The 26,170-nt window shown below is 66.8% G+C and carries 25 protein-coding genes and 2 tRNA genes; 23 read left to right on the forward strand and 4 right to left on the reverse strand.

Going from position 1 to position 26,170, the window contains the following annotated elements; all coding sequences use genetic code 11:
* The first annotated feature begins 133 nt into the window (after positions 1–133).
* Positions 134–679 carry a GNAT family N-acetyltransferase gene (locus EPA99_RS03600; RefSeq protein ID WP_129469841.1) on the forward strand — a complete coding sequence of 182 codons (546 nt, stop codon included), beginning with the start codon at positions 134–136 and terminating at the stop codon, positions 677–679.
* A 40-nt stretch (positions 680–719) separates the two neighbouring features.
* Here the strand turns inward: EPA99_RS03600 and ygfZ are convergent, their stop codons facing one another.
* Complete coding sequence (gene ygfZ / locus EPA99_RS03605) at positions 720–1,529, reverse strand: CAF17-like 4Fe-4S cluster assembly/insertion protein YgfZ (protein WP_164978550.1); 810 nt, start codon at positions 1,527–1,529, stop codon at positions 720–722.
* Between the two features lie 107 nt (positions 1,530–1,636).
* On the opposite strand from ygfZ, the gene EPA99_RS03610 reads away from it, so the two are divergent.
* The 8 genes from EPA99_RS03610 (at position 1,637) to lolD (ending at position 8,157) form a co-directional block, all read left to right on the forward strand.
* Positions 1,637–1,789, forward strand: a complete 153-nt coding sequence (locus EPA99_RS03610) for a DUF1674 domain-containing protein (protein WP_129469843.1) — start codon at positions 1,637–1,639, stop codon at positions 1,787–1,789.
* Between the two features lie 60 nt (positions 1,790–1,849).
* Complete coding sequence (gene sdhC, locus EPA99_RS03615) at positions 1,850–2,245, forward strand: succinate dehydrogenase, cytochrome b556 subunit (protein ID WP_129469844.1); 396 nt, start codon at positions 1,850–1,852, stop codon at positions 2,243–2,245.
* Positions 2,242–2,628, forward strand: a complete 387-nt coding sequence (gene sdhD, locus EPA99_RS03620) for a succinate dehydrogenase, hydrophobic membrane anchor protein (RefSeq protein ID WP_129469845.1) — start codon at positions 2,242–2,244, stop codon at positions 2,626–2,628. Before sdhC ends, sdhD begins: the two co-directional genes overlap by 4 nt.
* Positions 2,629–2,665: 37 nt before the next feature.
* A complete protein-coding gene (gene sdhA / locus EPA99_RS03625) occupies positions 2,666–4,456 on the forward strand; it encodes a succinate dehydrogenase flavoprotein subunit (RefSeq protein ID WP_129469846.1) in 1,791 nt (596 codons plus the stop codon).
* A 106-nt stretch (positions 4,457–4,562) separates the two neighbouring features.
* Positions 4,563–5,345, forward strand: coding sequence for a succinate dehydrogenase iron-sulfur subunit (locus tag EPA99_RS03630; RefSeq protein ID WP_129469847.1), 783 nt, complete (start codon positions 4,563–4,565; stop codon positions 5,343–5,345).
* Between the two features lie 182 nt (positions 5,346–5,527).
* Positions 5,528–5,788: an FAD assembly factor SdhE gene (locus EPA99_RS03635; RefSeq protein WP_129470372.1), complete on the forward strand. Its 261-nt coding sequence runs from the start codon at positions 5,528–5,530 to the stop codon at positions 5,786–5,788.
* A gap of 409 nt (positions 5,789–6,197) precedes the next feature.
* Positions 6,198–7,445 (forward strand): lipoprotein-releasing ABC transporter permease subunit, encoded by a 1,248-nt coding sequence (locus EPA99_RS03645; protein WP_129469849.1) that lies wholly within the window; start codon positions 6,198–6,200, stop codon positions 7,443–7,445.
* Positions 7,438–8,157, forward strand: a complete 720-nt coding sequence (gene lolD / locus EPA99_RS03650; RefSeq protein ID WP_425479157.1) for a lipoprotein-releasing ABC transporter ATP-binding protein LolD — start codon at positions 7,438–7,440, stop codon at positions 8,155–8,157. Before EPA99_RS03645 ends, lolD begins: the two co-directional genes overlap by 8 nt.
* A 9-nt stretch (positions 8,158–8,166) precedes the next feature.
* On the opposite strand, the gene EPA99_RS03655 is transcribed toward lolD, so the two are convergent.
* On the reverse strand, positions 8,167–8,613 hold the full coding sequence (locus tag EPA99_RS03655; protein WP_129469851.1) for a GNAT family N-acetyltransferase: 447 nt from the start codon (positions 8,611–8,613) through the stop codon (positions 8,167–8,169).
* Between the two features lie 260 nt (positions 8,614–8,873).
* Between EPA99_RS03655 and EPA99_RS03660 the strand changes: the two genes are divergently transcribed.
* From EPA99_RS03660 to EPA99_RS03720, 13 genes are all read left to right on the forward strand, one after another.
* Positions 8,874–11,183, forward strand: a complete 2,310-nt coding sequence (locus EPA99_RS03660; protein ID WP_241688258.1) for a DNA internalization-related competence protein ComEC/Rec2 — start codon at positions 8,874–8,876, stop codon at positions 11,181–11,183.
* Between the two features lie 2 nt (positions 11,184–11,185).
* Positions 11,186–11,854: a MotA/TolQ/ExbB proton channel family protein gene (locus tag EPA99_RS03665; RefSeq protein ID WP_129469853.1), complete on the forward strand. Its 669-nt coding sequence runs from the start codon at positions 11,186–11,188 to the stop codon at positions 11,852–11,854.
* A gap of 10 nt (positions 11,855–11,864) precedes the next feature.
* Positions 11,865–12,302, forward strand: coding sequence for an ExbD/TolR family protein (locus EPA99_RS03670; RefSeq protein WP_129469854.1), 438 nt, complete (start codon positions 11,865–11,867; stop codon positions 12,300–12,302).
* On the forward strand, positions 12,299–14,056 hold the full coding sequence (gene msbA / locus EPA99_RS03675) for a lipid A export permease/ATP-binding protein MsbA (protein WP_241688259.1): 1,758 nt from the start codon (positions 12,299–12,301) through the stop codon (positions 14,054–14,056). The genes EPA99_RS03670 and msbA overlap by 4 nt, the downstream gene beginning before the upstream one ends.
* Positions 14,056–15,045: a tetraacyldisaccharide 4'-kinase gene (lpxK, locus tag EPA99_RS03680; RefSeq protein ID WP_129469855.1), complete on the forward strand. Its 990-nt coding sequence runs from the start codon at positions 14,056–14,058 to the stop codon at positions 15,043–15,045. Before msbA ends, lpxK begins: the two co-directional genes overlap by 1 nt.
* Before the next feature lie 115 nt (positions 15,046–15,160).
* Positions 15,161–15,964 (forward strand): 3-deoxy-manno-octulosonate cytidylyltransferase, encoded by an 804-nt coding sequence (gene kdsB / locus EPA99_RS03685; RefSeq protein WP_425479158.1) that lies wholly within the window; start codon positions 15,161–15,163, stop codon positions 15,962–15,964.
* Positions 15,961–16,431, forward strand: coding sequence for a low molecular weight protein-tyrosine-phosphatase (locus tag EPA99_RS03690; protein ID WP_129469856.1), 471 nt, complete (start codon positions 15,961–15,963; stop codon positions 16,429–16,431). The genes kdsB and EPA99_RS03690 overlap by 4 nt, the downstream gene beginning before the upstream one ends.
* A gap of 20 nt (positions 16,432–16,451) precedes the next feature.
* Positions 16,452–17,867 (forward strand): hypothetical protein, encoded by a 1,416-nt coding sequence (locus tag EPA99_RS03695; RefSeq protein ID WP_129469857.1) that lies wholly within the window; start codon positions 16,452–16,454, stop codon positions 17,865–17,867.
* Positions 17,864–19,723, forward strand: a complete 1,860-nt coding sequence (gene uvrC / locus EPA99_RS03700) for an excinuclease ABC subunit UvrC (protein ID WP_129469858.1) — start codon at positions 17,864–17,866, stop codon at positions 19,721–19,723. The genes EPA99_RS03695 and uvrC overlap by 4 nt, the downstream gene beginning before the upstream one ends.
* A gap of 9 nt (positions 19,724–19,732) precedes the next feature.
* Positions 19,733–20,377: a CDP-diacylglycerol--glycerol-3-phosphate 3-phosphatidyltransferase gene (gene pgsA, locus EPA99_RS03705; protein ID WP_129469859.1), complete on the forward strand. Its 645-nt coding sequence runs from the start codon at positions 19,733–19,735 to the stop codon at positions 20,375–20,377.
* Positions 20,368–20,443 (forward strand) — tRNA-Gly (locus tag EPA99_RS03710). Before pgsA ends, EPA99_RS03710 begins: the two co-directional genes overlap by 10 nt.
* 101 nt (positions 20,444–20,544) lie before the next feature.
* Positions 20,545–20,618 (forward strand) — tRNA-Cys (locus tag EPA99_RS03715).
* 239 nt (positions 20,619–20,857) lie between these two features.
* Entirely contained in the window at positions 20,858–21,535 is a 678-nt protein-coding gene (locus EPA99_RS03720) for an SGNH/GDSL hydrolase family protein (RefSeq protein ID WP_129469860.1), read from the forward strand.
* A 283-nt stretch (positions 21,536–21,818) separates the two neighbouring features.
* Here the strand turns inward: EPA99_RS03720 and EPA99_RS03725 are convergent, their stop codons facing one another.
* Entirely contained in the window at positions 21,819–22,766 is a 948-nt protein-coding gene (locus EPA99_RS03725) for a class I SAM-dependent methyltransferase (protein ID WP_129469861.1), read from the reverse strand.
* A gap of 309 nt (positions 22,767–23,075) precedes the next feature.
* Positions 23,076–23,375: a helix-turn-helix domain-containing protein gene (locus EPA99_RS03730; RefSeq protein WP_129469862.1), complete on the reverse strand. Its 300-nt coding sequence runs from the start codon at positions 23,373–23,375 to the stop codon at positions 23,076–23,078.
* 358 nt (positions 23,376–23,733) lie between these two features.
* On the opposite strand from EPA99_RS03730, the gene EPA99_RS03735 reads away from it, so the two are divergent.
* Positions 23,734–26,121 (forward strand): TonB-dependent receptor plug domain-containing protein, encoded by a 2,388-nt coding sequence (locus tag EPA99_RS03735; RefSeq protein WP_241688260.1) that lies wholly within the window; start codon positions 23,734–23,736, stop codon positions 26,119–26,121.
* Positions 26,122–26,170 lie beyond the last annotated feature (49 nt).

Raw genomic sequence — 26,170 nt, forward strand, 5'->3', positions numbered from 1 at the left:
CCGGTGCGCAAGTACCGGCCTTTTTTCGTTGCCCGCGCTGACCGATAAGCGTCGTGATATCCGGTGGCCGGCGCCGCGCCTTTTCATTCCCGGATCGTCGACACTGCGAGGCTGGACGAACAGGAGCGCCGCCGTGAGTGTCTTCGATCTGCAGCTGGAAACGCCTCGCCTGCTGATGCGCCCGCCGCGGGCGGAGGATTTTGCGGCCTGGGCCAGCTTCACCGGCGATGCGGTGGCCATGGCGCACCTGGGCGGCGTGCAAAGCCCGCCGGTGGCCTGGCGCAGCCTGGCGGCCATGACCGGCGCCTGGCAGCTGCAGGGCTTTGCCATGTTCATGGTCATCGAGAAGGCCACCGGCGAATGGGTCGGCCGCGTGGGTCCCTGGCAGCCCTATGGCTGGCCGGGCCCGGAGGTCGGCTGGAGCATCGATCGCACGCATTGGGGCAAGGGCTATGCGCCGGAGGCGGCGCGTGCGGCCATTGCCTGGGCGTTTTCCCAGCTGGGTTGGAGCGAGGTCATCCACACCATTGCCCCGGACAACCACAACTCCAAGGCCGTGGCCGCCAAACTGGGCTCGGGCTTCCTGCGCATGGGTCAACTACCCGAGCCGGCGCACGAGCGTCCAGTGGAGATCTGGGGCCAGACCCGCGCGCAGTGGCAGGCACACAGCAAGGGTTGACCCTTCGGGCTCGCGCCGATGCAGGAAGGGGCAAGGCGCGCTATCGCGCCAGGGGATCCCGGAGGGCGAGCTCCTGGGCGTTGGCATCGGCGATCTTCCATGTCGATGCGTTGCGCTCCAGCGGCATGACCGCAAGCAACAACCGGGTGGGGCCTTCGCTGGCGACAGACACCACGTCGCCGACCTCGCGCTCGCCATCGCCGACGCGCTGTCCAGGCGAGACGCCCGCTGTGGCCTCCATCAGCACCAGCTGGCGCTTGGCCTTGCCGAGGAAATGTGTGCGCGCCACGATTTCCTGGCCGGGGTAGCAGCCCTTCTTGACGCTGTAGGCGGCAAATCGCTCCAGCGACAGCTGCTGCGGCGTCCACTGCTCGCGCTGGGCGGGATCCAGGCGGGGAAGGCCGCAGCGCAAATCGCAGGCCCGCCAGCAGCTTGCCGCATTGTCATCGGCCGCCGCTGGAAGCGTTTGCAGGCGCCAGTGACGCGGTTGCCCGGCATCGCTGCGGTCCAGCTCGAAGCCGGTTTCATCGTCGCCGGCCAGTCGATCTCCGGCCGCTGCAGCGGCCTGGGCGAACACGCCACTGACCTGCAGCGACGACAGCCGGACCTGCACTTTCTTCCTGAATACGAAACGTTGCAGCCCCGTCACAACTTCGCCCACCGGTGCGTCGGGAAGCACCAACACGAGGCGATCGGCGCTGATCCTGCACAAGGCGAACAGGGCAATCACGCGCCCCTTGGGGGTCAGCCAGGCGCTCCACTGCCACTGGCCAGGGGCCAGACTCTTCACGTCGCTGGCGAACTGCGCGTGGCAGAAAGCTTCGGCGTCAGGGCCGATCAGCTCGATCACCGCGTGGTCGGGCAGGGCGAACGGCGATGCGTTGGATGCACTGCGATGGGGCATGTTGTCAGCTGAACGGTGCAAGTCTAAAATTGGTGCGTTGCGAGAATCTCGTCATGATAGGTCAATCCCCTACACCGACACCTGCCGATCCCGAAACACAGCAGCCCGAACCGGCTGAGGTGCCCAAGGAGATCGGTGGTCGCGACGGCCCGGAACCCACGCGCTACGGGGACTGGGAAAAGAACGGGCGTTGCGTGGATTTCTGACGCAGCGCCTATCAGCCAACGCGACCGCAAGGCCGCTTAGCCGAGACAACGAGCCCGCGAATGGCGACAAGACCCCGTCCGTTATCCCCCCATCTGCAGGTCTACCGCTGGCAGATCCAGATGGCGACGTCCATCCTGCATCGCGCCACCGGCGTGCTCCTGACCTTCGGCGCGCTGGTCATCGCCGCCGGACTGATCACCCTGATGGCCGGTGCCGAGCATTGGACCTGCTTCACCGACATCCTCGGCGCCTGGTACGGCAAGCTGTTCCTGTTCGCATGGACCTGGGCTTTCGCCTACCACCTGTGCAACGGCATCCGCCACATCGTGCAGGACTTCGGCCACGGCTTCAGCATCCCCGCCTTCGTGCGCAGCAGCTGGATGTCGGTGGTGGGCAGCCTGGTGATCACCGCGCTGATCTGGGGCTATGTGCTGAGCACCGGAGGTGTCGCATGAGCCGCTTCCGTACCCCTTTGAAGAACGTTCGCGGCCTGGGTTCGGCCAAGCTCGGGACCGAGCACTTCGTCATGCAGCGCCTGACCGCGACCGCGCTGGTCGTGTTGGCGATCTGGTTCCTGGTGTTCGTGGTCAGCCTGATCGGCGCCGACTTCGAAACCGCGCGCGTGGCCGTGGCCAAGCCGTGGAACGCCATCCTGCTGGTCGGCATGCTGGTGGCCATGTTCTGGCACGCCCAGATCGGCCTGCAGGTCGTGCTGGAAGACTACGTCCACAACACGCTGCTGGCCCTGGCGCTGCAGACCACGGTGAAGTTCATCGCCGTCGTCGGCGCGATCGCCAGCATCTTCGCGGTCGTCCGTATCGCGCTGGGCGGTGCCTGAGCTTGCTCGGGCGCCACGAACAGGAATCCAGAATCTGATGTCCGCTTACAAGATCACCGAACACAAGTACGACATGGTCGTGGTCGGCGCCGGTGGCGCTGGCCTGCGCGCCACCTTCGGCCTGGCGCAGAAGGGCCTGCAGACGGTCTGCCTGACCAAGGTCTTCCCGACGCGCTCGCACACCGTGGCCGCGCAGGGCGGCATCTCCGCCGCGCTGGGCAACATGGGCGAGGACGACTGGCGCTACCACTTCTACGACACCATCAAGGGCTCTGACTGGCTGGGCGACCAGGACGCCATCGAGTACATGGTGCGTGAGGCGATTCCGGCCATCATCGAGCTGGAGCACTACGGCGTGCCGTTCTCGCGGACCGAGGAAGGCAAGATTTACCAGCGCCCCTTCGGTGGCATGACCACCAAGTTCGGCGAGGGCCCGGCTGCCCAGCGCACCTGCGCGGCGGCCGACCGCACCGGCCACGCCATGCTGCACACGCTGTACCAGCAATCGCTGGCTCACAACGCGCGCTTCATGATCGAGTACTTCGCGCTGGACCTGATCTTCGACGAGGAAGGGGTGTGCCGCGGCGTGCTGGCGCTGGACATGGCCGAGGGCTCGCTGCACCTGTTCCGCGCCCATGGCGTGGTGCTGGCCACCGGCGGTTACGGCCGCGCCTACTTCAGCGCGACTTCGGCCCACACCTGCACCGGCGACGGCGGCGGCCTGGCCATGCGTGCCGGCCTGCCGATGCAGGATATGGAGTTCGTGCAGTTCCACCCGACCGGCATCTACGGTGCGGGCTGCCTGATCACCGAGGGCGTGCGCGGCGAAGGCGGCATCCTGCGCAACGACAGCGGCGAGCGCTTCATGGAGCGCTACGCACCGCACTACAAGGACCTGGCCTCGCGCGATGTGGTGGCCCGTTCCATGACCATCGAAATCCGCGAGGGCCGCGGCGTGGGCGAGCACAAGGATCACATCCTGCTCGACCTGACCCACCTGGGCCCGGAAGTCATCCACGAGAAGCTGCCGGGCATCGCCGAGAGCGCGCGCATCTTCGCCGGCGTGGACGTGGCCAAGCAGCCGATCCCGGTGATCCCGACCGTGCACTACAACATGGGCGGCATCCCGACCAACTACCACGGCGAAGTGGTGCGCAAGGTCGGCGATGACAACGATGCGGTGGTGCCGGGGCTGTACGCCATCGGCGAGGCCGCGTGCGTGTCGGTGCATGGCGCCAACCGCCTGGGTTCGAACTCGCTGCTGGACCTGGTGGTGTTCGGCCGTGCGGTGGCCAACCGCTGCGCCGAGACCATCAAGAAGAACGCGCCGCACAAGACGCTGCCTTCCGATGCCTGCGACAAGGCGCTGGGCCTGCTGGACAAGCTGCGCAATAGCAACGGCGATACCCCGACCTCGGTCATCCGCGACAACATGCAGCGCACGATGCAGGCCGACGCCGCCGTCTTCCGCACCAGCAAGACCCTCTCCGAGGGCTGCGAGAAGATGGCCAAGGTGTTCGACAGCTTCCAGGACGTGAAGGTCGCCGACCGTTCGCTGGTGTGGAACTCGGACCTGATCGAGACCTACGAGCTGAACAACCTGCTGCTCAACGCGGTGGCGACGATCAACTCGGCCGAACAGCGCAAGGAAAGCCGTGGCGCGCACGCGCACGAGGATTTCCCGGACCGCGATGACGTCAACTGGCAGAAGCACACGCTGGTCACCGTGGACGAGCAGGGCAAGTGCAGCTTCGACTACCGTCCGGTCCACATGTACACGCTGAGCAAGGACGTGGACGTGGTCCCGCCCAAGCCGCGCGTCTACTGACCACAGCCGGGATTGGAGTGGCGGCGCCGGATTCGAAAAAAATGCTTCGTGTCCCGCGCCCGCCCAAATCGCCAATCCCTAATCCCCAATCCCGGATTTAAAAGCCATGGCAGAGTTCACCCTCCCCAAGAATTCCAAGATCGGCAAGGGCAAGCACTTCCCGGCCCCGGGCGCCAAGAACGTCAAGACGTTCAAGGTCTACCGCTGGAGCCCGGACGACGAGGCCAACCCGCGCACCGATACCTACGACATCGACCTGGACAAGTGCGGGCCGATGGTCCTGGACGCGCTGATCAAGATCAAGAACGAGATCGACTCGACGCTGACCTTCCGCCGTTCCTGCCGCGAAGGCATCTGCGGCTCGTGCGCGATGAACATCGACGGCACCAACACGCTGGCCTGCACCAAGGCCATCGACGACTGCCGTGGCAAGGAAGTGCCGGTGTATCCGCTGCCGCACATGGACGTGATCAAGGATCTGGTGCCGGACCTGACGCATTTCTATGCGCAGTACGCCTCGATCAAGCCGTGGATCCGCACCCAGACTCCGGCACCGGCCGCGACCGAGCGCCTGCAGTCGCCGGAGGACCGCAAGAAGATCGACGGCCTCTACGAGTGCATCCTGTGCGCCTGCTGCTCGACCAGCTGCCCGAGCTACTGGTGGAACGGCGAGCGCTACCTGGGCCCGGCGATCCTGCTGCAGGCCTACCGCTGGATCATCGATTCGCGCGATGAGGACACCGGTGCGCGCCTGGATGACCTGGAAGACCCGTTCAAGCTGTACCGCTGCCACACCATCATGAACTGCGCGCGCACCTGCCCGAAGGGTCTGAACCCGGCGCTGGCGATCGCGGAGATCAAGAAGTTGATGATGGCGCGCCGGGCCTGATTGGCTGGTGCTCCGCACGACCGGGGCAGTCCGGTCGCGGTTTCAGGCGGCGCTCCCGAAAGGGCGGCGCCGCTTTCGTAAGCGGCCATGTCGCGTCATCGTGGTGGCGCTGGCGGGCATTGCAGGAACGGCCGTGTCGCCGCATGCGCTGGCGCGGCGGCATGGCCGGCAGCGTGCAGGAGATGAGTGTAGTGAGTGAGCTCGATCCACAGATGAAGCGCTTGCGCTGGCGCTGCCGGCGCGGCATGCGTGAGCTGGACCAGCTGTTCGAGCGCTATCTGGACCGCGCCTGGGCGCAGGATTCCGAGGCGCAACGTGCGGTTTTCCTACGCTTGCTCGAATGTGAAGACGATAAGCTCTGGCGCTGGTTCATGGGCTATGAGGCCTGTCCCGATGCCGAGCTCGACGCGACGATCCAGCGCATCCTCAAGCTGCCGGCTTGAGTGGCGGCCCTCGCGCCTGCAGCTTGGCCTGCTGGCGCTGATCGTAGCCCTGGCGGCCTTCTCCGTCCTGCACTGTGCGCTGCCTGCGGCCCTGGCCTGGCCGGCCGCGGGGCTGGTGTGCGGGTGCGGGTCGTGGCAACTGCGCAGGGAATGGCGCCGGCCGGTGCGCAGCCTGGTGTTCGGTCCCTCGTTCGGGCTGCAGGTCGATGGGGTGGTCGTCGAGCGGGCGCGGCTGCACTGGCGTGGGCCGCTGGCCTTCCTGCGCTGGCGCCGGCCTGGCGCGCGCCGGGACGAAGCGCTGGCCTGGTGGCCCGATACGCTGCCCCCGGCCCAACGACGTGAACTGCGACTAGCCGCAGGCGAAGGGATGATATCGCCACGCACGGGCGTGATGGCACCATAGCGGCCTATGTTCAGACCCATTCCTGTCGCCATTGGCCTGCGTTACCTCCGGGCCAAGCGGCGCAACGGCTTCATCTCCTTCATCTCGCTGGCCTCCATTCTGGGCATCGCCCTGGGCGTGACCGTGTTGATCACCACCCTGGCGGTGATGGGCGGCTTCCAGCGTGAGATCCGCGACCGCCTGCTGCAGATGACCGCCCACGCCACCGTGACCGGGGCTGGCGAGACGCTCTCGGACTGGCAGATCGTCGTGGACGCCGCCAAGAAGGATGCGCGGGTGGCCGGCGCCGCCCCCTACGTGGAAGTGCAGGGTCTGATCAGCGGCAATCGCGACCCGCAGGGTGCAATGGTGCAGGGCGTGCTGCCTTCCCTGGAGCCGCAGGTCTCGGTGATCCGCGACAAGATGAAGCAGGGCAGCTTCGATTCGCTGCAGCCGGGCAGGTTCAACATCCTGCTGGGCGAGGAGCTGGCGCTGTGGCTGGGCGTGCGGGTGGGCGATACGGTCAATGTCACCACGGCCAACATGCAGGGGACGCCGATGGGCGGGCTGCCGCGGGCCAAGCGCTTCGTGGTCAGCGGTATCTTTTCCGCGGGCATCAACGAGGTCGATCGCGGCCTGGCCCTTGCCGACATGCAGGACATGCAGCGCCTGCTGCGCATGGGCGATGACGTCACCGGCGTGCGTCTGAAGATGCACGACATGAACCAGGCCTGGGACGTGGCGCGCGACCTGGTGATCGGACTGCAGCGGCAGTACCGCATCAGCGACTGGACGCGCGAGAACGCAAACCTCTACCAATCCTTGAAGATGGAAAAGACGGTGATGGGGATCCTGCTGTCGCTGATCATCGCCATGGGCGCCTTCAACCTGGTGTCCTCGCAGGTGATGCTGGTGACCGACAAGCAGGCCGACATCGCCATCCTGCGCACGCTGGGCCTGACCCCGCGTGGGGTGATGCAGGTCTTCATGGTGCAGGGTTCGCTGATCGGCATCATCGGCACGGTGGCCGGCGTGATCGGCGGCATCGTGCTGACGATGAACCTGGAGCGCATCCTCGGGCTGATCGAGCGGGTGTTCAACGTGACGCTGCTGCCGCCGGATGTGTACTACATCACCGGCCTGCCGTATCAGCTGGAGGCGAGCGATGTGGTCGTGATCGCCTGCGTGGCCCTGACCATGGCCTTCCTGGCCACGCTGTATCCGGCTTGGCGCGCGGCGCGCACGCAGCCGGCGGAGGCGCTGCGCTATGAATAAGCCGATGCAGAAGGATGTGGCGGTGCTGCGCGCCGATGCCCTGGGCAAGACTTATGCCGAAGGCCGGATGCGCACGCCGGTGTTCGACGGCCTGGACCTGGCAGTAATGCCGGGACAGACCGTGGCCATCGTTGGCGCCTCCGGTGCCGGCAAGAGCACCTTGCTGCATCTGCTCGGCGGGCTGGATACGCCCACCTCGGGGGAGGTCTACGTCAGCGGCCAGCGCATGTCCTCGCTGTCCGATGCCGCGCGTGGGCGCCTGCGCAACCAGTCGCTGGGCTTCGTGTACCAGTTCCATCACCTGCTGCCGGAGTTCACCGCACTGGAGAACGTGATGATGCCGGTGATGCTGGGCGGGGCCGATGCACAGGCCGCCAGTCACAAGGCCAAGGCACTGCTGGAGTCGGTAGGCCTGGGTCATCGCCTGGAGCACAAGCCGGGCGAGCTCTCCGGCGGCGAGCGCCAACGTGCGGCGGTGGCACGCGCCCTGGTCAACAAACCGGCCTGCCTGCTGGGCGATGAGCCCACGGGCAACCTGGACGAAAAGACCGCCGCGGTGGTGTTCGACCTGATGCTGGAGCTCAATCGCGCGCAGGGTACCAGCCTGGTGCTGGTGACCCACGACCGACGCCTGGCGGCCAAGCTGGACCGCACCCTGGAACTGCGCAGCGGCCGCCTGTATCCGCTGGAGCGCGCCGAACTGGCAGGCTGATCCTCGCGCTCAGCGCTGCCGCAGCAGCATCACGTATTCGCTGCCCTCTTCACCGGTGACCACGAAGCCCAGGCGCTCGTAGAGCGCCCGGGCCGGGTTCTGGGTGAGCACGTTGAGGGTGACATCGCATCCGGCCTGGCGTGCTTCCTGGATGAAGTCCGAGATCAGCGCCTTGCCAATGCCCCGGCCCTGTAGCGCCGGCGCCAGGTGAATCTGGATGACTTTCCACGGGTCGTGTCCGCGATCCACCTTGAACAGCCCGACGATGCGTCCTTCCTCCTCCAGGACCTGCGCCAGCTCGTAGCCCTTGCGAAGTTTGGCCATGTGGTAGTCGTCCGAGGTCTGCGCGCCGGAGGCACGCATGTGCGCCTCCATGGTCTGCTTGCGCAGGGCGAACAGGGCGGGGATATCGGCTTCCACCGCGGGGCGCAGCCGTAGGCTGTCGGGCAGGGGCATGGCAGTCGATCACGTGGTGGGCGCGGCAGTATGCGACGGGCCCTGCGGGAACGGAACTTTCCTACATCGGTTGGGCGTTAAGGCCGACGGCTCCAGGCGCCCCGGCGCGCGAGCATGGGGGCATGACCAGACTTCTACCGCAGGGACGCGGATGGCACTTGGGACCCGTGCAACCGGGTCTGCGCGCATGGGTGCGGGATTGGCAGGTCGGCGCATTCGCCGTACCGGTGGCCGCGGCTTTGGTCGCCGGGTGCGTTGGCGTGCTGCAGCTTCCCGTATTGCCGCCGATCTGGCTGCTGTGCGGGCTGTTGCCGCTGGGACTGTTCGCGTGGTGGAACGGCGGCACTGCACGCTTGATCGGCGCTGCACTGACCGGCGTGGCCTGCTGTGGGCTGCATGCCGCACTCGTGCTGGGGCAGCAGCTCGCGCCGGCGGACGAGGGCCGCGAGATGATCGTGCAGGGCGTGGTGGCATCGCTGCCGGACCAACAGGCGCGCCGCGCGCGCTTCCTGTTCGAGCTGGATGCCGATGCCGCACTGTCCCTGCCCAGCGGCCGCCAGCTGGTGCTGTCCTGGTACGACGATTTCGACGCGCAGGCGCCAGGCCCGAGAACCGCGCTGCGTGCCGGTCAGCGCTGGCGCTTCCAGGCCAAGCTGCGCGCACCGCGCGGTCTGCGAAATCCCGGCGGGCTGGACGCCGAACGCCAGCTGCTGGCCCAACGCATCGCCGCGACCGGCTATGTGCGGGCCCCGGAGCAAGCTGTGCTGCTGGCGCCCGCAGCGGGCCTGGGCGCCTGGCGCGACGCCACCGCGCGGCGCATCCAGGCCGCGGTCGGCACGTCCTCGGCGCGCTTCGTCACCGCCCTGGCCATCGGCGACACCCGCGGCCTGCAAGATCGGGACTGGGAACTGCTGCGCGCGGCAGGGCTGACCCACCTGATCGCCATCTCCGGATTCCATGTCGGCCTGGTCTCGGGCTTGTGCGCCTTGCTGGCGTCGGCGCTGTGGCGATGCTGTCCGGCGCTGGGCCTGCGCCTGCCGCGACCGACGGCCTGCGCGCTGGCGGCCGTGGCCGGCGCGTCGGGGTACGCCGCCATCGCCGGCTTCGCCCTGCCCACCGTGCGCACCGTGCTGATGATCGGCGTGGTGGCGCTGGCCAGAGGCTGGCGACGCCCGCTGGGGGCATCGCGCGCGCTGGCGCTGGCGGCTATCGCGGTCCTGCTGGTCGATCCACTGTCGGTGCTGGTGGCCGGCTTCTGGCTGAGCTTTGCCGGCGTGGCCTGGCTGGTGTGGTGCATGCCGCGCAGCGAGGGTGCGCGTTTGCGCGAGTTCCTGTCCGCGCAAGGGGTGGCCACCGTGGGCCTGCTGCCGTTGACGGCGATGCTGTTTGGCCAGGCCTCCTTGGCCGGGCCGCTGGCCAATCTGGTGGCCATCCCCTGGTGGAGCCTGGTCGTGGTGCCGCTGTCGTTGATCGGAACCGGCCTGGAAGCCTTGCATGCCGGCTGGGGCGGCGGGCCCTGGCGCTTGGCGGCGTGGTGCTTCGACCTGAGCTGGCCCCTGTTCACCTGGCTGGCCAGCGGGCGCCTGTCGCTGCTGTGGTTGCCCGAGGCTTCCGCCCTGGCGTTCGCGCTGGCCCTGGTTGGGGGCCTGTGGTTGCTGTTGCCGCGTGCGGTGCCGGGCAAGCCCTGGGCCTTGCTGTTGTGGTTGCCGCTGCTGTGGCCCTCCACGCAGAGACCTCCGCAGGGCGCGGTGGACGTGACGGTGCTGGACGTGGGGCAGGGGCTGTCGGTGCTGGTGCGCACGCATCGGCACACCTTGCTCTACGACGCGGGGCCTGCGGTGCCCGAGGGCTTCGATGCCGGCGAGCGGGTCGTGTTGCCCGCCTTGCACGCGCTAGGCGTGCGTCACCTGGACAAGTTGATGCTCAGCCACGGCGATGCCGACCATGCCGGCGGGCTGGAGGCGGTGCGGCGCGGCATGCCGACGCATCGGGTCCAGGCGCCTGCGGGCAGCCCGGTGCCGTTCGACCAGGCCTGCCGCACAGGACAGGCATGGACCTGGGATGGCGTGCGGTTCCAGGTGCTGCACCCAGGCGCGCATTTTCCCTATCTGCGCAACGAGGCCAGCTGCGTGCTGCGCATCGAAGGCCGCCACGGCGCGCTGCTGCTGACTGGCGATATCGGCGAGGTGATCGAACGCAAGCTGCTGCGCCAGCAGCGCGCGCTGTTGAAAGCCGATGTCGTCCTGGCTGCCCACCATGGCAGCAGCGGATCGTCCGAGCCTGGCTTCGTTCGCGCCACCGGGGCCAGGCTGGCGCTGGTGTCGGCCGGGTTCGGCAACCGCTTCGGACATCCGCACACCGGGGCGGTACGCCGCTGGCAACGCCATGGTGCCGAGGTGCTGAATACAGCGGAGAGCGGAGCGCTGACGGTGTGGCTGGATGCCGATGGGCTGTCCGTGCGCGAGCGCCGGCAGTTCCAGCGGCGTCCCTGGGATGCGGTCTGGCTGCGTCGGGCGGCTAGGCTATCCTATCGGCCTGCCATCGATCGGCCATCGACGCCGAAGGATTGAATGTGCTGGAACTGGTGAAGGCGGGCGGTTGGCCCATGATTCCGCTGCTGTTGCTGGGGGTGCTGGCCCTGGCGATCGTGCTGGAGCGGTTCTGGAGCCTGCGTCGCAAGGAACTGCTGCCGCCAGGGCTGGGCGAGGAAGTGCGTCGCTGGGCCGCGTCGGGCCAGCTGGATCCGGCGCACATCGAATCGCTGCGCCGCACCTCGCCGCTGGGCGCCCTGCTGGCCGCTGCGCTGGACGTGCGGCATCGCCCGCGCGAGGTGATCCGCGAGCGCATCGAGGATACCGGCCGGCACCTGGTGCATCGGATGGAGAAGTTCCTGAACACCCTGGGCACGATCGCCGCCGCTGGCCCCTTGCTGGGCCTGCTGGGCACCGTGGTCGGCATGATCCAGATGTTCCTGGGCATCCTCGATGGCGGCTTGGGCGATGTGAACCAGCTGGCAGGCGGCATCGGCAAGGCGCTGGTGTGCACAGCCACCGGCATGCTGGTGGCGATCCCGGCCCTGATCTTCCACCGCTACTTCCGCGGCCGTATCGCCGGCTATGTGATCGAGATGGAGCAGCAGGCCACCGCGCTGGTCGATACCCTGGACCGCGTGGCGATCACCACGCGGGCCAAGGCCGCCGGGCTTGCCGGCCATGCCGCGCCCGACGCGGCGCGGGCCTGAGGCCGCACCGATGCGTATCCGAGACGACCGCGCCCACGACGAGCCGGAGATCAACCTGGTCCCGCTGATCGATGTGATCCTGGTGCTGATCATCTTCTTCGTGATCACCACCACCTTCGATGCCCGCTCCACGCTGCAGCTGCAGTTGCCCAGCGCGCAATCCAAGGCCGAGCAGCTGCCGAACCAGCCGCTGAGCGTGCTGGTCAATGCCGAGGGCCGTTACTTCGTCGATCAACGCGAAGTACTGCGCACCGACACCGATGCCTTGAAGCAGGCCTTAGGGCAGGCGGCCGGTGAGGACCGCCAGCGCGCCGTGCTGCTGCGCGCCGACGCGCGCACGCCGCACCAGGCCGTGGTCACCGCGCTGGATGCGCTGGGCCAGCTGGGCTTCCGCCGCGTGTCCATCGCCACCGCGCCGGAAGCGCCAGGCCGGGAGCCTGCGCGGTGAGTGCCGGCAAGACCGCCACGGCCACGCCCTGGCAGATCTATCGTCGGCTGATCCGCTTCTCGCGCCCGTACTCGGGGCTGCTGCTGCTCGCGTTGATCTCCGCGCTGATCGAGGCGGGGGCGAGCAGTCTGTTCCTCGGCATGATGAAGCCGATCACCAACGAGACTTTCATCAACAAGAACGCGGGTGTCGCGGCGTGGCTGCCGGCTGCGATCATCGGGTTGTTTCTGGTGCGTGGCGTGGCGGGTTATGCCACGGACATGTGCATGGGCAAGTCCGCGCGCAGCATCGCTCGCGACCTGCGGGTCAAGGTGCTGGGCAAGTATCTGCGCCTGCCAGGCTCGCGTTTCGATGCCGAGCCGGTGCCATCGATGCTGGTGCGGTTGGGATCGGATTCGGATCAGGTCGCACAGGCTGCGGTGGATGCGGTCAAGGTCATGGTGCAGCAATCGCTGCAAGCCCTCGGGGCCTTGGGCGTGATGCTCTGGTACAGCTGGTCTGTCACGCTTTCGATTCTGGTGCTCGCGCCGCCCCTGGCCTGGGTGATGAACAAGGTCGCAAAGCGTTATCGCAAGATCAGCCATCGCATCCAGGAAAGCAGCGGACATCTACTCCAGGCCGCGGACCAGACGCTGTCCAACCAGCAGGAAGTGAAGATCTATGGCGCCCAGTCCGCCGAGCTGGCGCGTTACGAGGAACTGGCCAACAGGAACCTGCAGTTGGCGATGAAGGTGGAGTCGACCCGCGGAATCTCATCGGCCACCGTGCAGTTGGTCGGTTCGGTCGGGCTGGCGGCGCTTCTGCTCATTGCCGGGCGTGAGTCCATGGCTGGCCGGCTAACGGCCGGAGATTTCGTCTCGCTGATGACTGCGATGATGGCCATCATCCCCGCCTTGAAACAGCTGACCAACGTGCAGAACATGGTCCAGCGCGGCGTGGCCTCGGCCGAGCGCCTGTTCTCGGTGCTGGACAGCGAGGACGAGCACGATGCCGGCACACGGCCGCTGCAGCGGGCCAAGGGGTTGATCGAGTTCCGCGACGTGTCCGCACGCTATCCGGGGCAGACCAAGCCGGCGCTGAGCGGGATCAGCTTCATCGCCAGGCCCGGCACGGTCACGGCGATCGTTGGGCGCTCGGGCAGCGGCAAGTCCAGCCTGATCAAGCTGATCCCGCGCTTCTACGAGGCCGAGTCCGGCCAGATCCTGATCGATGGCCATCCCGCCCAGGAGTACGCCCTGGGCGACCTGCGCCGGCAGATTGCGCTGGTGGGGCAGCAGGTCATGCTGTTCGACGGCACCGTGGCCGACAACGTGGCCTACGGCGAGATGCAGAAGATGGGCGAGGATGCGCTGCGCCAGGCGGTGCAGGGCGCCAACGCGATGGAGTTCGTGGCCGAGCTGCCCGAAGGCATGCGGACCCAGATCGGCACCAAGGGTGGGCGCCTGTCCGGCGGCCAGCGCCAGCGCCTGGCCATTGCCCGCGCCATGCTCAAGGACGCGCCGATCCTGATCCTGGACGAGGCCACTGCCGCGCTGGACAACGAATCGGAGCGGCTGGTGCAGGAGGCGCTGCAGAAGCTGCTGCCGGACCGGACCACGCTGGTCATCGCCCACCGCCTGTCCACCATCGAACACGCCGACCAGGTGCTGGTGCTGGACCAGGGGCGCCTGGTCGAACAGGGCACCCCGGCCGAGCTGCTCGAGCGCGGTGGCCTGTACGCGCACCTGCACCGCATGCAGTTCAGCGAAGCCTGATGGCCGCACCGACGTCCAAGACCCCGGCGTACTGGTACGACGGCAGCGCGGTGCCGGCCCCGGTGCGCATGCTTTCCCGGGTCTACGCGGCGGCCGTGCGGCTGCGTGGCGGTCTGTACCGGCTTGGGCTGCTGCGGCGCCGTCGCGCACCGGTGCCGGTGATCGTGGTGGGCAACATCACCGTGGGCGGCACCGGCAAGACGCCGCTGACCATCGCCCTGGTCGAGCGCTTGCGCGCGGCCGGCTTCACCCCGGGCGTGGCCAGCCGGGGCTATGGGCGTCAGGACGAGCGCACGCCGCGCTGGGTCGAGCCCGGCACCGCGCCGGCCGAGGGCGGCGACGAGCCGGTGCTGATCGCCCGCCGCACCGGCGCCAAGGTGCGCGTGGACCGCGACCGCCTCGCCGCGGCCAGGGCGCTGGCGCAGGCCGGCTGCGACGTCGTGATCTGCGACGACGGCCTGCAGCACTATCGCTTGCACCGCGATCTGGAGATCGAGGTGATCGACGGCCAGCGCCGCTACGGCAATGGGCAGCTGCTGCCGGCCGGCCCGCTGCGCGAGCCGGTGGCGCGGGCCCAGCGCTGCGATTTCCATGTGGTCAACGGCGGACAAGCCGCCTTCGGCGAATGGCCGATGCGGTTGCTCACGCGCCAGGCGGTACCGCTGGTGGGCGGCAAGCCCCGCGATCTGGCGCTGTTTGCCGGGCATCGCGTGCATGCGGTGGCCGGCATCGGTTACCCGCCGCGCTTCTTCGACATGCTGCGCGGCCTTGGCATCGGCGTGGTACCGCATGCCTTCGCGGACCATCACGCCTACAAGGCCGAGGACCTGGCCTTCGGCAGCGAACTGCCGGTGTTGATGACGGAGAAGGACGCGGTCAAATGCGCGCCATTCGCCGCGGACTGGCAGTTCTCGATTCCGGTCAGCGCCGAGTTGCCCGAAGCCTTCTGGATCGCCCTGACCGAGCGGGTGCAGGGGCTGCGCCGCTGAGCCACACCCGGCCTTGCCGAAGCGTGACTGCCGCAGCGGAAGTGGCAACGCCAGGCTGGACGCGCCGGCCCCGCTTCACGTTGAATGTGGGGCCCTTTGGCCCCAGATTGGCCCGGTGACCGTGACCAACCCGCCCCTGGCGTCATCCGCGGACGACTTCGTCGTCGCCATTCCCGCCCGTTATGCCTCCAGCCGGCTGCCAGGCAAGCCTTTGCGCCCGATCGGCGGGGTGCCCATGGTGCTGCGGGTGGCGCGGCAAGCACTGGCCGCCGGCGCCCGCGAGGTCTGGGTGGCCACCGACGATGCCCGCATTGCCACGGCCCTGCAGGACAGCGGCGTGCAGGTGGCGATGACCTCCGATGACCATGTTTCCGGCAGCGACCGCATCGCCGAGTGCGCACGCATCGCAGGCTGGTCCGAGGAGACGGTGGTGGTGAACCTGCAGGGCGATGAGCCCTTCGCGCCGCCGGCCGGAATCCGCGCGGTCGCCTCGGCCCTGGTCGCCAGCGGCGCCGACATGGCCACCCTGGCCACCCCCCTGGCCGATGCCGAGCAGCTGTTCGACCCCAATCTGGTCAAGCTGGTGCGCCGCCTGGATGGCGATGCCCTGTATTTCAGCCGCGCGCCGCTGCCCTGGCCGCGCGATGCCTTCGCCCAGGCGCGCCAGGCGCTGCCCGCAGGCGGGCATTGGCTGCGCCATATCGGCATCTATGCCTATCGGGCCGGCTTCCTGCAGCGGTTCTCGGCCATGCCGCCGGGCGTGCTGGAACAGATCGAATCCCTGGAACAGCTGCGCGTGCTGGAGGCGGGTTACCGGATCCAGGTGGGCCTGACGCCTGAGGCCTTTCCGCCCGGCGTGGACACCCCCGAGGATCTGGAGCGCGCCGAATCGCACGTCCGCGCCGGTGTCGCGGCATGAAGCTGCTGGTGGTCTGCCTGGGCAACATCTGCCGCTCGCCGATGGCCGAAGGCGCCCTGCGTGCCCGCATCGAGGCCTCGCCGCTGGCCGGGCGGGTGCAGATCGATTCCTGCGGCACCGGTGACTGGCACGAAGGCGAGCCGCCCGACCGCCGCGCCATCGCTTGCGCGCGTGGGCATGGTGTGGACATTTCCGGCCTGCGCGCGCGGCCCTTGCAGGCCTCGGACTACACTGCCTTCGACGTGCTGCTGTGCGCCGACCTGCAGAACCTGAAGGACGTGCGCCGCCGCGCCCCGGCCGATTCGACGGCCAAGTCGGTGCTGCTGATGGAGTGGGCCGGCGCCGGGGCGGGCATGGCCATCCCGGACCCATACACCGGCGACCACGACCATTTCGAGGAAGTTTGGCGGATGGTCGATTCGGCCGCGCAGGCGGTCGTGGAAAAGCTACTGAGGGAAGGACCCTGAGCGCAGAATCGATGGACACGATGGAGCCCATTCCCGCAACCGAATTGCCGTCAGGCCTGGCCTGGCTCAACGCTGCGCCGACCACCCTGCGCCGTCAGCGCGGCCGGGTGGTGGCGCTGGCCTTCGTCAATGTCGGCTCGGCCTGGTGCGCGCAGCGGCTGCAGGAACTGGCCCTGCTGCAGCAGCGTTCGGGCGGCCGCCTGGTGGTGTGGGCCATCCACGTGCCGCGCTTCGATTGCGAGCGCGATCCGGCCTTCGTGCGCAGCCGCTTCCGGCGCCACGGTCTGAGCTTGCCACTGGCGCACGACGCGGCCTGGCAGGCCTGGCAGGAGTACCAGATCGAGGCCTGGCCGACGGTGGCGCTGATCGATGCCGACGGCCTGCTGCGGGGGCGCATCAGCGGCCTGACCGCGGACCTGGACAAGCGCGTGAACGCGCTGTGCGAGCAGGTCATCCTCCCCCCAGATGCCGAGACCCGGCCGCTGCCGGAACTGGATCCGGAACCGCGCCTGCCGCTGGCCTTCCCCACCGGGATCGCGGCCACCGCCGACCGCCTGTATGTGGCCGACACCGGCCATCACCGCGTGCTGGAATGCACCCACGGCGGCCGCGTCCTGCGCCAGTTCGGCTCCGGCGCCGGCGGCCTGATGGATGGGCAGGCCGACCACGCCGCCTTCCTGCGTCCGCATGGCTTGGCGCTGCTGCGCGAGTTCCTGTTCGTCGCCGACACCGGCAACCATGCACTGCGCCGGATCCATCTGCGCAGCGGTCAGGTGGATACGCTGGCCGGGAACGGCCGCGAAGGCGCGCCGGTGGAAGGGCCGGTGCGCGATCCGCATCGCGTGTCGCTGTCTCAGCCGATGGGCCTGGTGGCAACGGACAATGCCCTGTACCTGGCCATGGCCGGCGACAACCGGCTGTGGAGCTACGACCTGGGCCGTCACGAGCTGAAGTGCGAGGCCGGTGCCGGCCCGCTGGAAGTGCGGGACGGCAGCGGCATGATGGCCGCCTTCGCCCAGCCGGCGGCGGTGGCGCTGGTGCAGCAGACCCTGTACGTGGCCGATGCGGCCGGCTCGGCCATCCGCTCGATGCAGCTGCGCAACGGCGTGGTCCAGACCCTGGTGGGCAGCGATGCCTGGAGCTTCGGCGATGCCGACGGCCCGCGCGAGCAGGCCTCGCTGCAATCGCCGCAGGCCGTGGCCCTCAGCCCGGATGCGCCGCTGCTGTGGATCGCCGACACCGGCAACGGCTGCCTGCGCACCTTGCGGCTGGGCGGCGGCATGCTGTCCACCGTGTCCATGGCGCGCCGGCTCAAGGCGCCGGCTGGGCTGGCCCTGGCTGCGGGCAAGGTGTGGATCGCCGAAACCGACGCGCATGCCGTGGTGTGCTTCGATCCGGCCAGCGGCGAGCTGAGCCAGGTGCCGGTCGACGAATGAGCGGCAAGCCGGTGCAGGAATTCGATGGCAAGGTCTTTGCCGCCGCGCTGAGCACGGCGCCCGGGGTCTATCGCATGTACGGCGCGGACGATGCGCTGCTGTACGTGGGCAAGGCGCGCGCGCTGCGCAACCGCGTCGGCAGCTATTTCAACAACACCCCCAAGTCGCCGCGCATCCAGGCGATGGTGGCGCAGATCGCGCGGATGGACGTCACCGTCACCCGCACCGAGGCCGAGGCGCTGCTGCTGGAAAACCAGCTGATCAAGTCGCTGACACCGCGTTACAACGTGTCCCTGCGCGACGACAAGAGCTACCCCTACGTGCTGGTCACGCGCGAGGACTGGCCGCGCATCGCCCTGCATCGCGGTCCGCGCGCGGTGCAGGGGCGCTACTTCGGGCCGTACGCCAGTGCCGGTGCGGTGCGCGACACGCTCAACCTGATGCAGAAGCTGTTCAAGCTGCGCAACTGCGAGGACAGCGTGTTTAAGAACCGCTCGCGGCCGTGCCTGCAGTACCAGATCGGCCGCTGCAGCGCGCCCTGCGTGGAGCTGGTGGCGCGCGCGGACTACGACCAGGCCGTGCACCGCGCCGGGCTGTTCCTGGACGGGCGCAGCGACGAGCTGACCCATGAGCTGACCGGCGAAATGGAAAAAGCCGCCGAGCAGCTGCAGTTCGAGCAGGCCGCGCGGCTGCGCGACCTGCTGACGTCCCTGCGCAGCCTGCAGGCGCGCCAGTACGTCGATGGCCATGCCGCCAACCTGGACGTGCTGGCTTGCGCGATGCAGGGCAGCCAGGCCTGCGTGCTGCTGCTGGCCTTCCGCGATGGCCGCAACCTCGGCACGCGCGCCTTTTACCCGCGTACCAACGGCGAGGACAGCGCCGAGGAAGTCCTGGGCGCGTTCGTGTCCCAGTACTACGCCGAGCAATCGCCCCCGCGCGAGATCGTGCTCGACCGCGAGATCCCCGATGCCGAGCTGCTGGAGGAGGCGCTGTCCTCGGCCGGCGGGCGCCGCGTGCAGCTGAAATGGAGCGTGCGTGGCGAGCGCGCCGGCTACCTGGACCTGGCCCGTCGCAACGCGCAGATCACCCTGGCCAGCGAACTGTCCAGCCGCAGCGCCCAGCAGGCGCGCAGCGAGGACCTGCGCGACATGCTGGGACTGGCCGAGCCGGCCAAGCGCATCGAGTGCTTCGACATCAGCCACACCATGGGCGAGGCCACCGTGGCCTCGTGCGTGGTGTTCAACGAGGAAGGCGCGGTGCGCTCGCAGTACCGCCGCTACAACATCACCGGCATCGAGCCGGGCGACGATTACGCGGCCATGCACCAGGCGGTGGAACGGCGTTTCCGCCGTGCGGTGGAGGAGGGCGGCGTGCTGCCCGATGTGCTGCTGATCGACGGCGGCGCCGGCCAGCTGGCGCAGGCCACCGCGGTGCTGGCCGACCTGGGCGTGGATGGCGTGCTGCTGGTCGGCGTGGCCAAGGGCGTGGAGCGCCGCGCCGGCCACGAGACGCTGGTACTGCCCGATGGCCGCGAGCTGCGCCCGGGCGCAGCCTCGCCGGGCCTGCAGCTGATCCAGCAGGTGCGCGATGAGGCGCATCGCTTCGCCATCACCGGCCACCGCGGCAAGCGCCAGAAGGCGCGCATGACCAGCAAGCTGGAGGACATCCCCGGCATCGGCCCGCGCCGCCGCGCCAGCCTGCTCAAGCACTTCGGTGGACTGGGCGGGTTGAAGAAGGCCGGTGCCGAAGAGATCGCCCGGGTCGAGGGCGTCAGCGAGGCCTTGGCCGCGCGCATCTACGCCAGCCTGCATGGACTTGTGACTGCGCCGACGCCGGATGGGCGGGGCAGCGGGTAAGCTGTCGCCATGAAGCTGACAATTCCCACCTGGTTGACCCTGCTGCGGATCGTGCTGATCCCGGTGCTGGTCGTGGTGTTCTACCTGCCGTACTGGTGGGCCAACCTGGCCTCGGTGGTGATCTTCGTGGTGGCCGCAGTGACCGACGCGCTCGATGGCTGGATCGCGCGCAAGTACCGGCTGTTCTCGCTATTCGGCGCCTTCCTGGACCCGGTGGCGGACAAGCTGATGGTGGCCGTGTCGCTGGTGCTGATCGTGCAGGGCCAGCACACCGCGTGGATGGCGTTCTGGGCCTCGGTGATCATCGGGCGCGAGATCGCGGTGTCCGCGCTGCGCGAGTGGATGGCCGAGATCGGCCAGCGCGCCAAGGTGGGCGTGGCCTCGATCGGCAAGATCAAGACCATCGTGCAGATGGTGGCGCTGGGCTGCCTGCTGTATTCGGTGACCCCGCCGGGCCGCGAGCGCAGCGACATCTGGATGGGCTCGCCGGTGTTCCACCTGGGCGACTGGCTGCTGGCCATCGCCGCCATCCTGACCCTGTGGTCCGGGCTGCAGTACCTGCGCGCGGCCTGGCCCAGCCTGCGCGAGGACGAGCGCGCAGCCGTTGACAGTGCAAAAAAGGACGCTACAATTTCGCCTCTCCCGCGGGATTAGCTCAGTTGGTAGAGCGCGACCTTGCCAAGGTCGAAGTCGAGAGTTCGAGTCTCTTATCCCGCTCCAGTTTCAAACGTGCTGGAAGACAAGCGCTTCAAGCACGGAGATGAGACCCCTTCCAGGGGTTTCGTTTTATCGGGGGGTCGAAAGACCAACCGCGGGTCACCGGCCTGGTGGCAGAGTGGTCATGTAGCGGACTGCAAATCCGTCAACGCCGGTTCGATTCCGACCCAGGCCTCCATTTCGAACAACGATCAAGCCCGCGGAAGCGGGCTTTTTCGTTTTGGGTGGTGTGGCTGATTCAATGAAACGCATTGCGCGCCGCTGGCATACGAGGCAGTTTCCATGTGGCCGTATCGGCGCCTTGCGCTGCGTCCTCGAGTGCCCGCCATTGCCACCGCCGAGCGAGCTCAGACACGGCGAAAAAGTTGGTTGGGCTCGACGCGCTCTTCGAGCTGATCGTTCCACTATAGTCGTGCGATGCAAAAGCGACTTTTAGCGTTCCTACTGCTGCTGACAGGGCCCGCCCACGCAGCCTGCCTCGATCAAGTGAAGGCTGACCTGCGCACCTCCTGGCCGGATAACAAGACCATCAACATCGTGGCCTACGGTCACAGCGTTCCGGCCGGGTACTTCGACGCACCCGAGGTGCACACACGCGAGGCATACCCCAGGCTCCTGGCCGATGGCCTCGCAGACTTGTATCCGCATGCCGTCATCAACGTCATCACCTCGGCTGTGGGCGGCGAGAATTCATTGAAAGGTTTGGCTCGGTTCGATCGAGAGGGGCTCGGGCACATGCCCAGGGTCGTCCTGATCGACTACGGGCTCAACGACCGACTCATTGCGAGGGAATCGTCCAGGGCGAGCTTGATCGCGATGACCCGCAAGGCGAAGGCCGCAGGGGCCTGCGTCATTCTCCTCACGCCAAACCCGGATCTAGGCGGGGATTTGCCGAGTTATAACTCGACGCTTGCACAAGAGGCAGCGCTGATCCGTGCCGTTGCGAAGGAGGAGCGGGTCTCCCTGGCCGACTCCGCCGCGGCCTTCGCAGCCCAGAAGGCGCCGACGAAAACGTTCATGTCCGTCCACGGCCATCCCAATGCTGCGGGCCACCGTCTCATCTTCCAACAGCTGATTCGGCTGTTCCGGGAGTGAGTGGGTCATAAATCAACGAAACCAGGTCGACTCTACGCGGACTTGTGCCCTGCCAGCTGGTGCGCACTGCATGGTTCGTCCCGTGAGCGCAGACCGTGCACGAGCTGACGCCAATTGCATAGACCGCCGTGCTCGGTTCCGTCGCTTCCGGTTTCGTGAGAAGAGATGGCTGCCGCTGCGCCATTGCCAGCCGCAGATGCATCGTTGGTTAGCTCCGGGACGCAATCGAGTGGTCGCGTCAAGCGCGTTCAGTCGCGCGGCATCAAGGCAGGATGAACTGCGATCAAGGCGCCGCAGAGTCGGTCAATGCGCTTCGCGACAGCTCCTGCTGCCGAGCGCGCTGTACCAGTTCCTCTGCAACTACCTCGATGCTCGAGGCCTCGATTCCGAGTTCCGCGGCTGCCTCCCGAATGATGCGCGCCAGTGGCGTCGCCCACACTTCTTCGCGCTGGATCTCCTGGAGAAGCGCCAGCTTGTTCTCAGAGTCGCGGCTGGATTGATGGCTCAAGGTCGCAAAGAACTCGAACCCCAATGTGTCGTGATACTGATCCAGCCTCATGTCGATCAGTTGATAATCGGCCAGCTCCTGGATCAGGAAGCGAAAACTGGAAGGCGTGAAGACCCATTTGTGCGCGTCTGTGTAAGTGTCGCTAGCCAGACACTGATCTAGCGCGCTTCTGCAGATTTCCGTCGAATGAATGGCCTCCAGTGCGAACGGTTGCTGGTCTCCCCACGCCATCTGTCCATTGTTCCGGACGAAGTACGAGTAGTGATCCAACAGGCCCCCAACATGGCGCGTCTGGCGATGCAGATGGGAGTCAAGTACAGCACCAGGCGTGCTAAGCGGCCTGAATGCATCGAAGCAATAACGCTTGTCAGGGACGAGCAGCGCCAATGTGCCAGCGTCCGTCAGCAGAGCCGAACAATCATTGATGAACTTGATCAGGTCGGGCGTGTGCTCGATCAGATGACTGGCGACGATCAGGTCGAACTTCTCTTCTCCGCGAAGGGTGGAGAGATCAATCGTGACGAAGTCAACAGACTCAATGTTGCTCGTGTCAGTGACGCCAAAAGCCCGATACTTTTCGATCAGCTCCTGCTGGGTCGCATGGTCAACAACGAAAACCCGAAAACCATCCTTCTTGGGCAGAATCGGGTTGTAGGAAGGGCCGATCTCTAATGCACGCTGCCTGTGCTGGGCAATGTTTCTAATGTGCTGACGGAAGTCCATTCGCTTTGCTCGTCTCGTCGTGCGGAGAGTGAAGATATCTGCGAAGAAGCGTGTTGCAAATTTTGTGCGGATGCAGCATGAAAGAGCGGGCCGTCGGCATCAGTCTCTCAGAAAAATCGAGCTGCAACCCCGCTAACTAAGTGAAATTAAACAGAACGGAGACGTCGCACAAGGGGCCCATGTTGAACCCATGAGGGCTTAGAACTCGGGGCTATCACGTACTGGATGGCAGATGTACGCGACGTGCTGAGCGCATCGCTCACAAGTCGGTTTCTCAACGATCCACAAGCTCGTAAGGTCACGCCCTGATCAGAGCTTGGACTTGGCCTTCAGCTCGCTGGCGAGTTTGCGTTGATCCGCGGGCGACAGCCGCGCCGCTGCCAGGATGATGTCGGCCAGCACGTCGCTGTCTGCGAGGAGATAGGCCAGCGGAACGCCCAGTTCCTTGGCCAGCTTGGCGGCTGTTTCGAAATCGGGCTCCGAAGTTCCGCGCTCGTACCTTGTCACCCTGCTGGACACGACGTCCTCCGAGAGTCCGATTCTCCTGCCGAGTTCCCGTTGCGAGATGCCCAAAGCCAAGCGGGCCTGCTTCAGGCGCTTGGTGAACATGCTGCTGGGACTGGATGGCGACATCTGTCGAGGAGGACCCTTCCTGGAGTAGAGACAGGATGGCTTCCCTGACGTGCTTCTGTATGCTACAACATGTGTAGCAACGGGCGACTGCATCTTTGAGCGGGCCGTTGTGGGGGGGGGGACTCACACAACAGACTGGGGATGAAAGCCAATGGAGTGGAGGCATGTCAGTGCGCAGAGTTGCTTCATTAAATGTAGCGTTCGTGCCGAGGAGGCATTTGAGAGTCGGGCGCTGGAAGGCCGGGGGCGGCCGAACGCGAGGTGGAGAATCGACTCTTCATTTCCGCAAAGTGCGCATGTCTTAGAACGGCGGAAAGGCGAGGCGATCAGCCGGTTGTTTCGCCTCGTAACCGCTAGGGTAGAGGCCACGGCATGCGCCCTCAAAAGCAAGGTCTTTATCCTAACGCTCGTTCCGCTGCTGCTGACCCACAGCGTCGCAGCGCAGGAGGGGCAGGCTGACACCGGCACCGCGCAGCGCGACAGTCCGGAAGGCCAGGCAGCTCAATTGGATGTCGTCACCGTCACAGGCACCCGCATCAAAGGCGGTGCCTCGCCGTCCCCGGTTGTCGTGATCGGCAGCGAGCGCATCCGGGAAGAAGGCTTTACCGACCTGGGACAGGTCATCCGCAGCATCCCGCAGAACTTCTCTGGAGGGCAGAACCCAGGGGTGCTGATGGGCAATGTGGCCGGCGGTGGTTTGGCTAATCAGAACGTGACGGGGGGATCTGGACTGAACCTACGTGGCCTGGGTCCAGATGCCTCGCTGACGCTTCTCAACGGGCGGCGCATGTCCTATGGCGGCTTTGTGCAAGCGGTGGACATCAGCGCGATACCCGTCGAGGCGGTCGAACGTATAGAGATCATGGCCGACGGAGCATCCGCTATCTATGGTTCCGATGCGGTGGGAGGTGTGGGCAACGTCATCCTCAAGCGCGACATGGATGGGGTCACGGTCGGTGGGCGCTACGGCGCAGCGACGAGCGGTGGATTGGCGACCCGTGAGTACACGGCCAGCGCGGGGACCGTCTGGCCCACGGGCGGAGTGCTCGCTACATTCAAGGACGCCTCGGTCGATCCGATCCATGCCCGCCAGCGCGGTTACACCGCTCAACTACCGGATCCGTACTCACTGTTTCCCGCCAGCGAGCTGCGTAGCGTCCTATTGAGTACATATCAGACACTGGGCGATCGATTCGATCTGCAAATCGATGCAGTGAGGACGCGCCGTGACCAGCGCTACGAGTATTACTACGGAACGCGGGCGATCTATAACCTGCTGTCACCACAGACCACGACCACCTTCGTTGCTCCCAGTCTGGAATACCAGTTCGGATCATGGGGCCTGACCCTTGGAGGAGCCTGGGGCAAGGACGAGTACCTCAACAGACACGATGAAGTCTCGGCTGCGAGCGGCGCCGCAACGCCTTATCTATACGAGTGCTTCTGCAATGCCAGTCGCAGTGCCGAGCTCGGTGCGGAGGGGCCTGTGATGGATCTGGCGGCGGGAGAGGCTAGGCTGGCGCTGGGCGCAGGGCATCGCACGAATGAATTCTCCTGGACCAACCTCTACGCCGGCAGCGAAGTCATGCGAGGCGAGGAGGCCAGTCGCTTTGCTTATGCCGAGCTTAGCGTGCCACTGCTCGGGACGGAGACTGGCAGAGGTCAGCAGCGGTTGGAGCTGACAGGCGCGGTGCGCCGGGAGAATTACGACAGCTTCGGCGGGGTCAGTACGCCCAAGCTGGGCCTGACCTACAGCCCTAGCAAAGACTTGACGTTCAAGGCCTCGTGGGGGCGATCGTTCAAGGCACCGACGCTGTTTCAGCAATACCGGCCGCAGATCGTGCAAATGGGGCTGGCGCAGATCTATGGGAGTCCAGCGGCAGCGCCGGATGCGTTGATGATGATCTTTGCCGGTGGCAATCCGGACCTGTCTCCGGAAAGGGCACGGACCTGGTCCACCTCCCTGGTGGTACATCCCGATACGCTGCCGGGCTTCGAGGCAGAGCTGAGCTGGTTCGAGATCGACTACGCAGAGCGGGTGGTGGAGCCCATCGGCAACTTCTACGAGGCGCTCAGCAGCCCGATCTACGCTGAATTTGTCACTCGTTCGCCTTCTGCTGACCAGCAGGCCGCCGCCATTTCCGACGCCAGCTACTTCTTCAACTTCACCGGTGTGACGTATGACCCGTCCAATGTGGTCGCATTACTGGATAGCCGCTATGTCAATGCGATGAAGCAAAGGATCCGTGGCGCTGACCTGTCAGCCTCATACAAGTTCGATGTGGGATCGAGCGAGCTCACGGTGAGGGGTGCGGCAAGTTGGTTAAATAGTCAGCAGCGAACGCGCGGTACGCCGCAGTCCCGCGATCTGGCAGGCATGCTGCACAACCCGGCCAAACTCAACGCTCGCGCTGGTGCTGTGTGGGTTCATGGCGGGCTCACCGCGTCGACTTTTGTCACTTTCATAGACGGGGTGACCAACCCCAGTGACGGCATTAAGGGCAGCTCGTTCACCACGCTCGATGCAACGCTGAGCTACCGGACTGGCGAGCGGGCGGGGGTGCTCTCTGGCTTGGACCTGCAGTTGGCGGCGACGAATTTGCTGGACTGGGAGCCGCCGCGCTACGCCACGATCTCGCCCGAGTACGTGCCGCCCTACGACTCGACGAACTATTCGGCAATCGGGCGCTTCGTAGGCGTGTCGGTGTCTCGACACTGGTAGCCGAACCTGACCGGCGCCGGGGAGCAGCGGGGCTTCGAGGTGGCTGCAC

It is taken from the genome of Pseudoxanthomonas composti (assembly GCF_004122095.1).
Classification (GTDB): Bacteria; Pseudomonadota; Gammaproteobacteria; order Xanthomonadales; family Xanthomonadaceae; genus Pseudoxanthomonas_A; species Pseudoxanthomonas_A composti.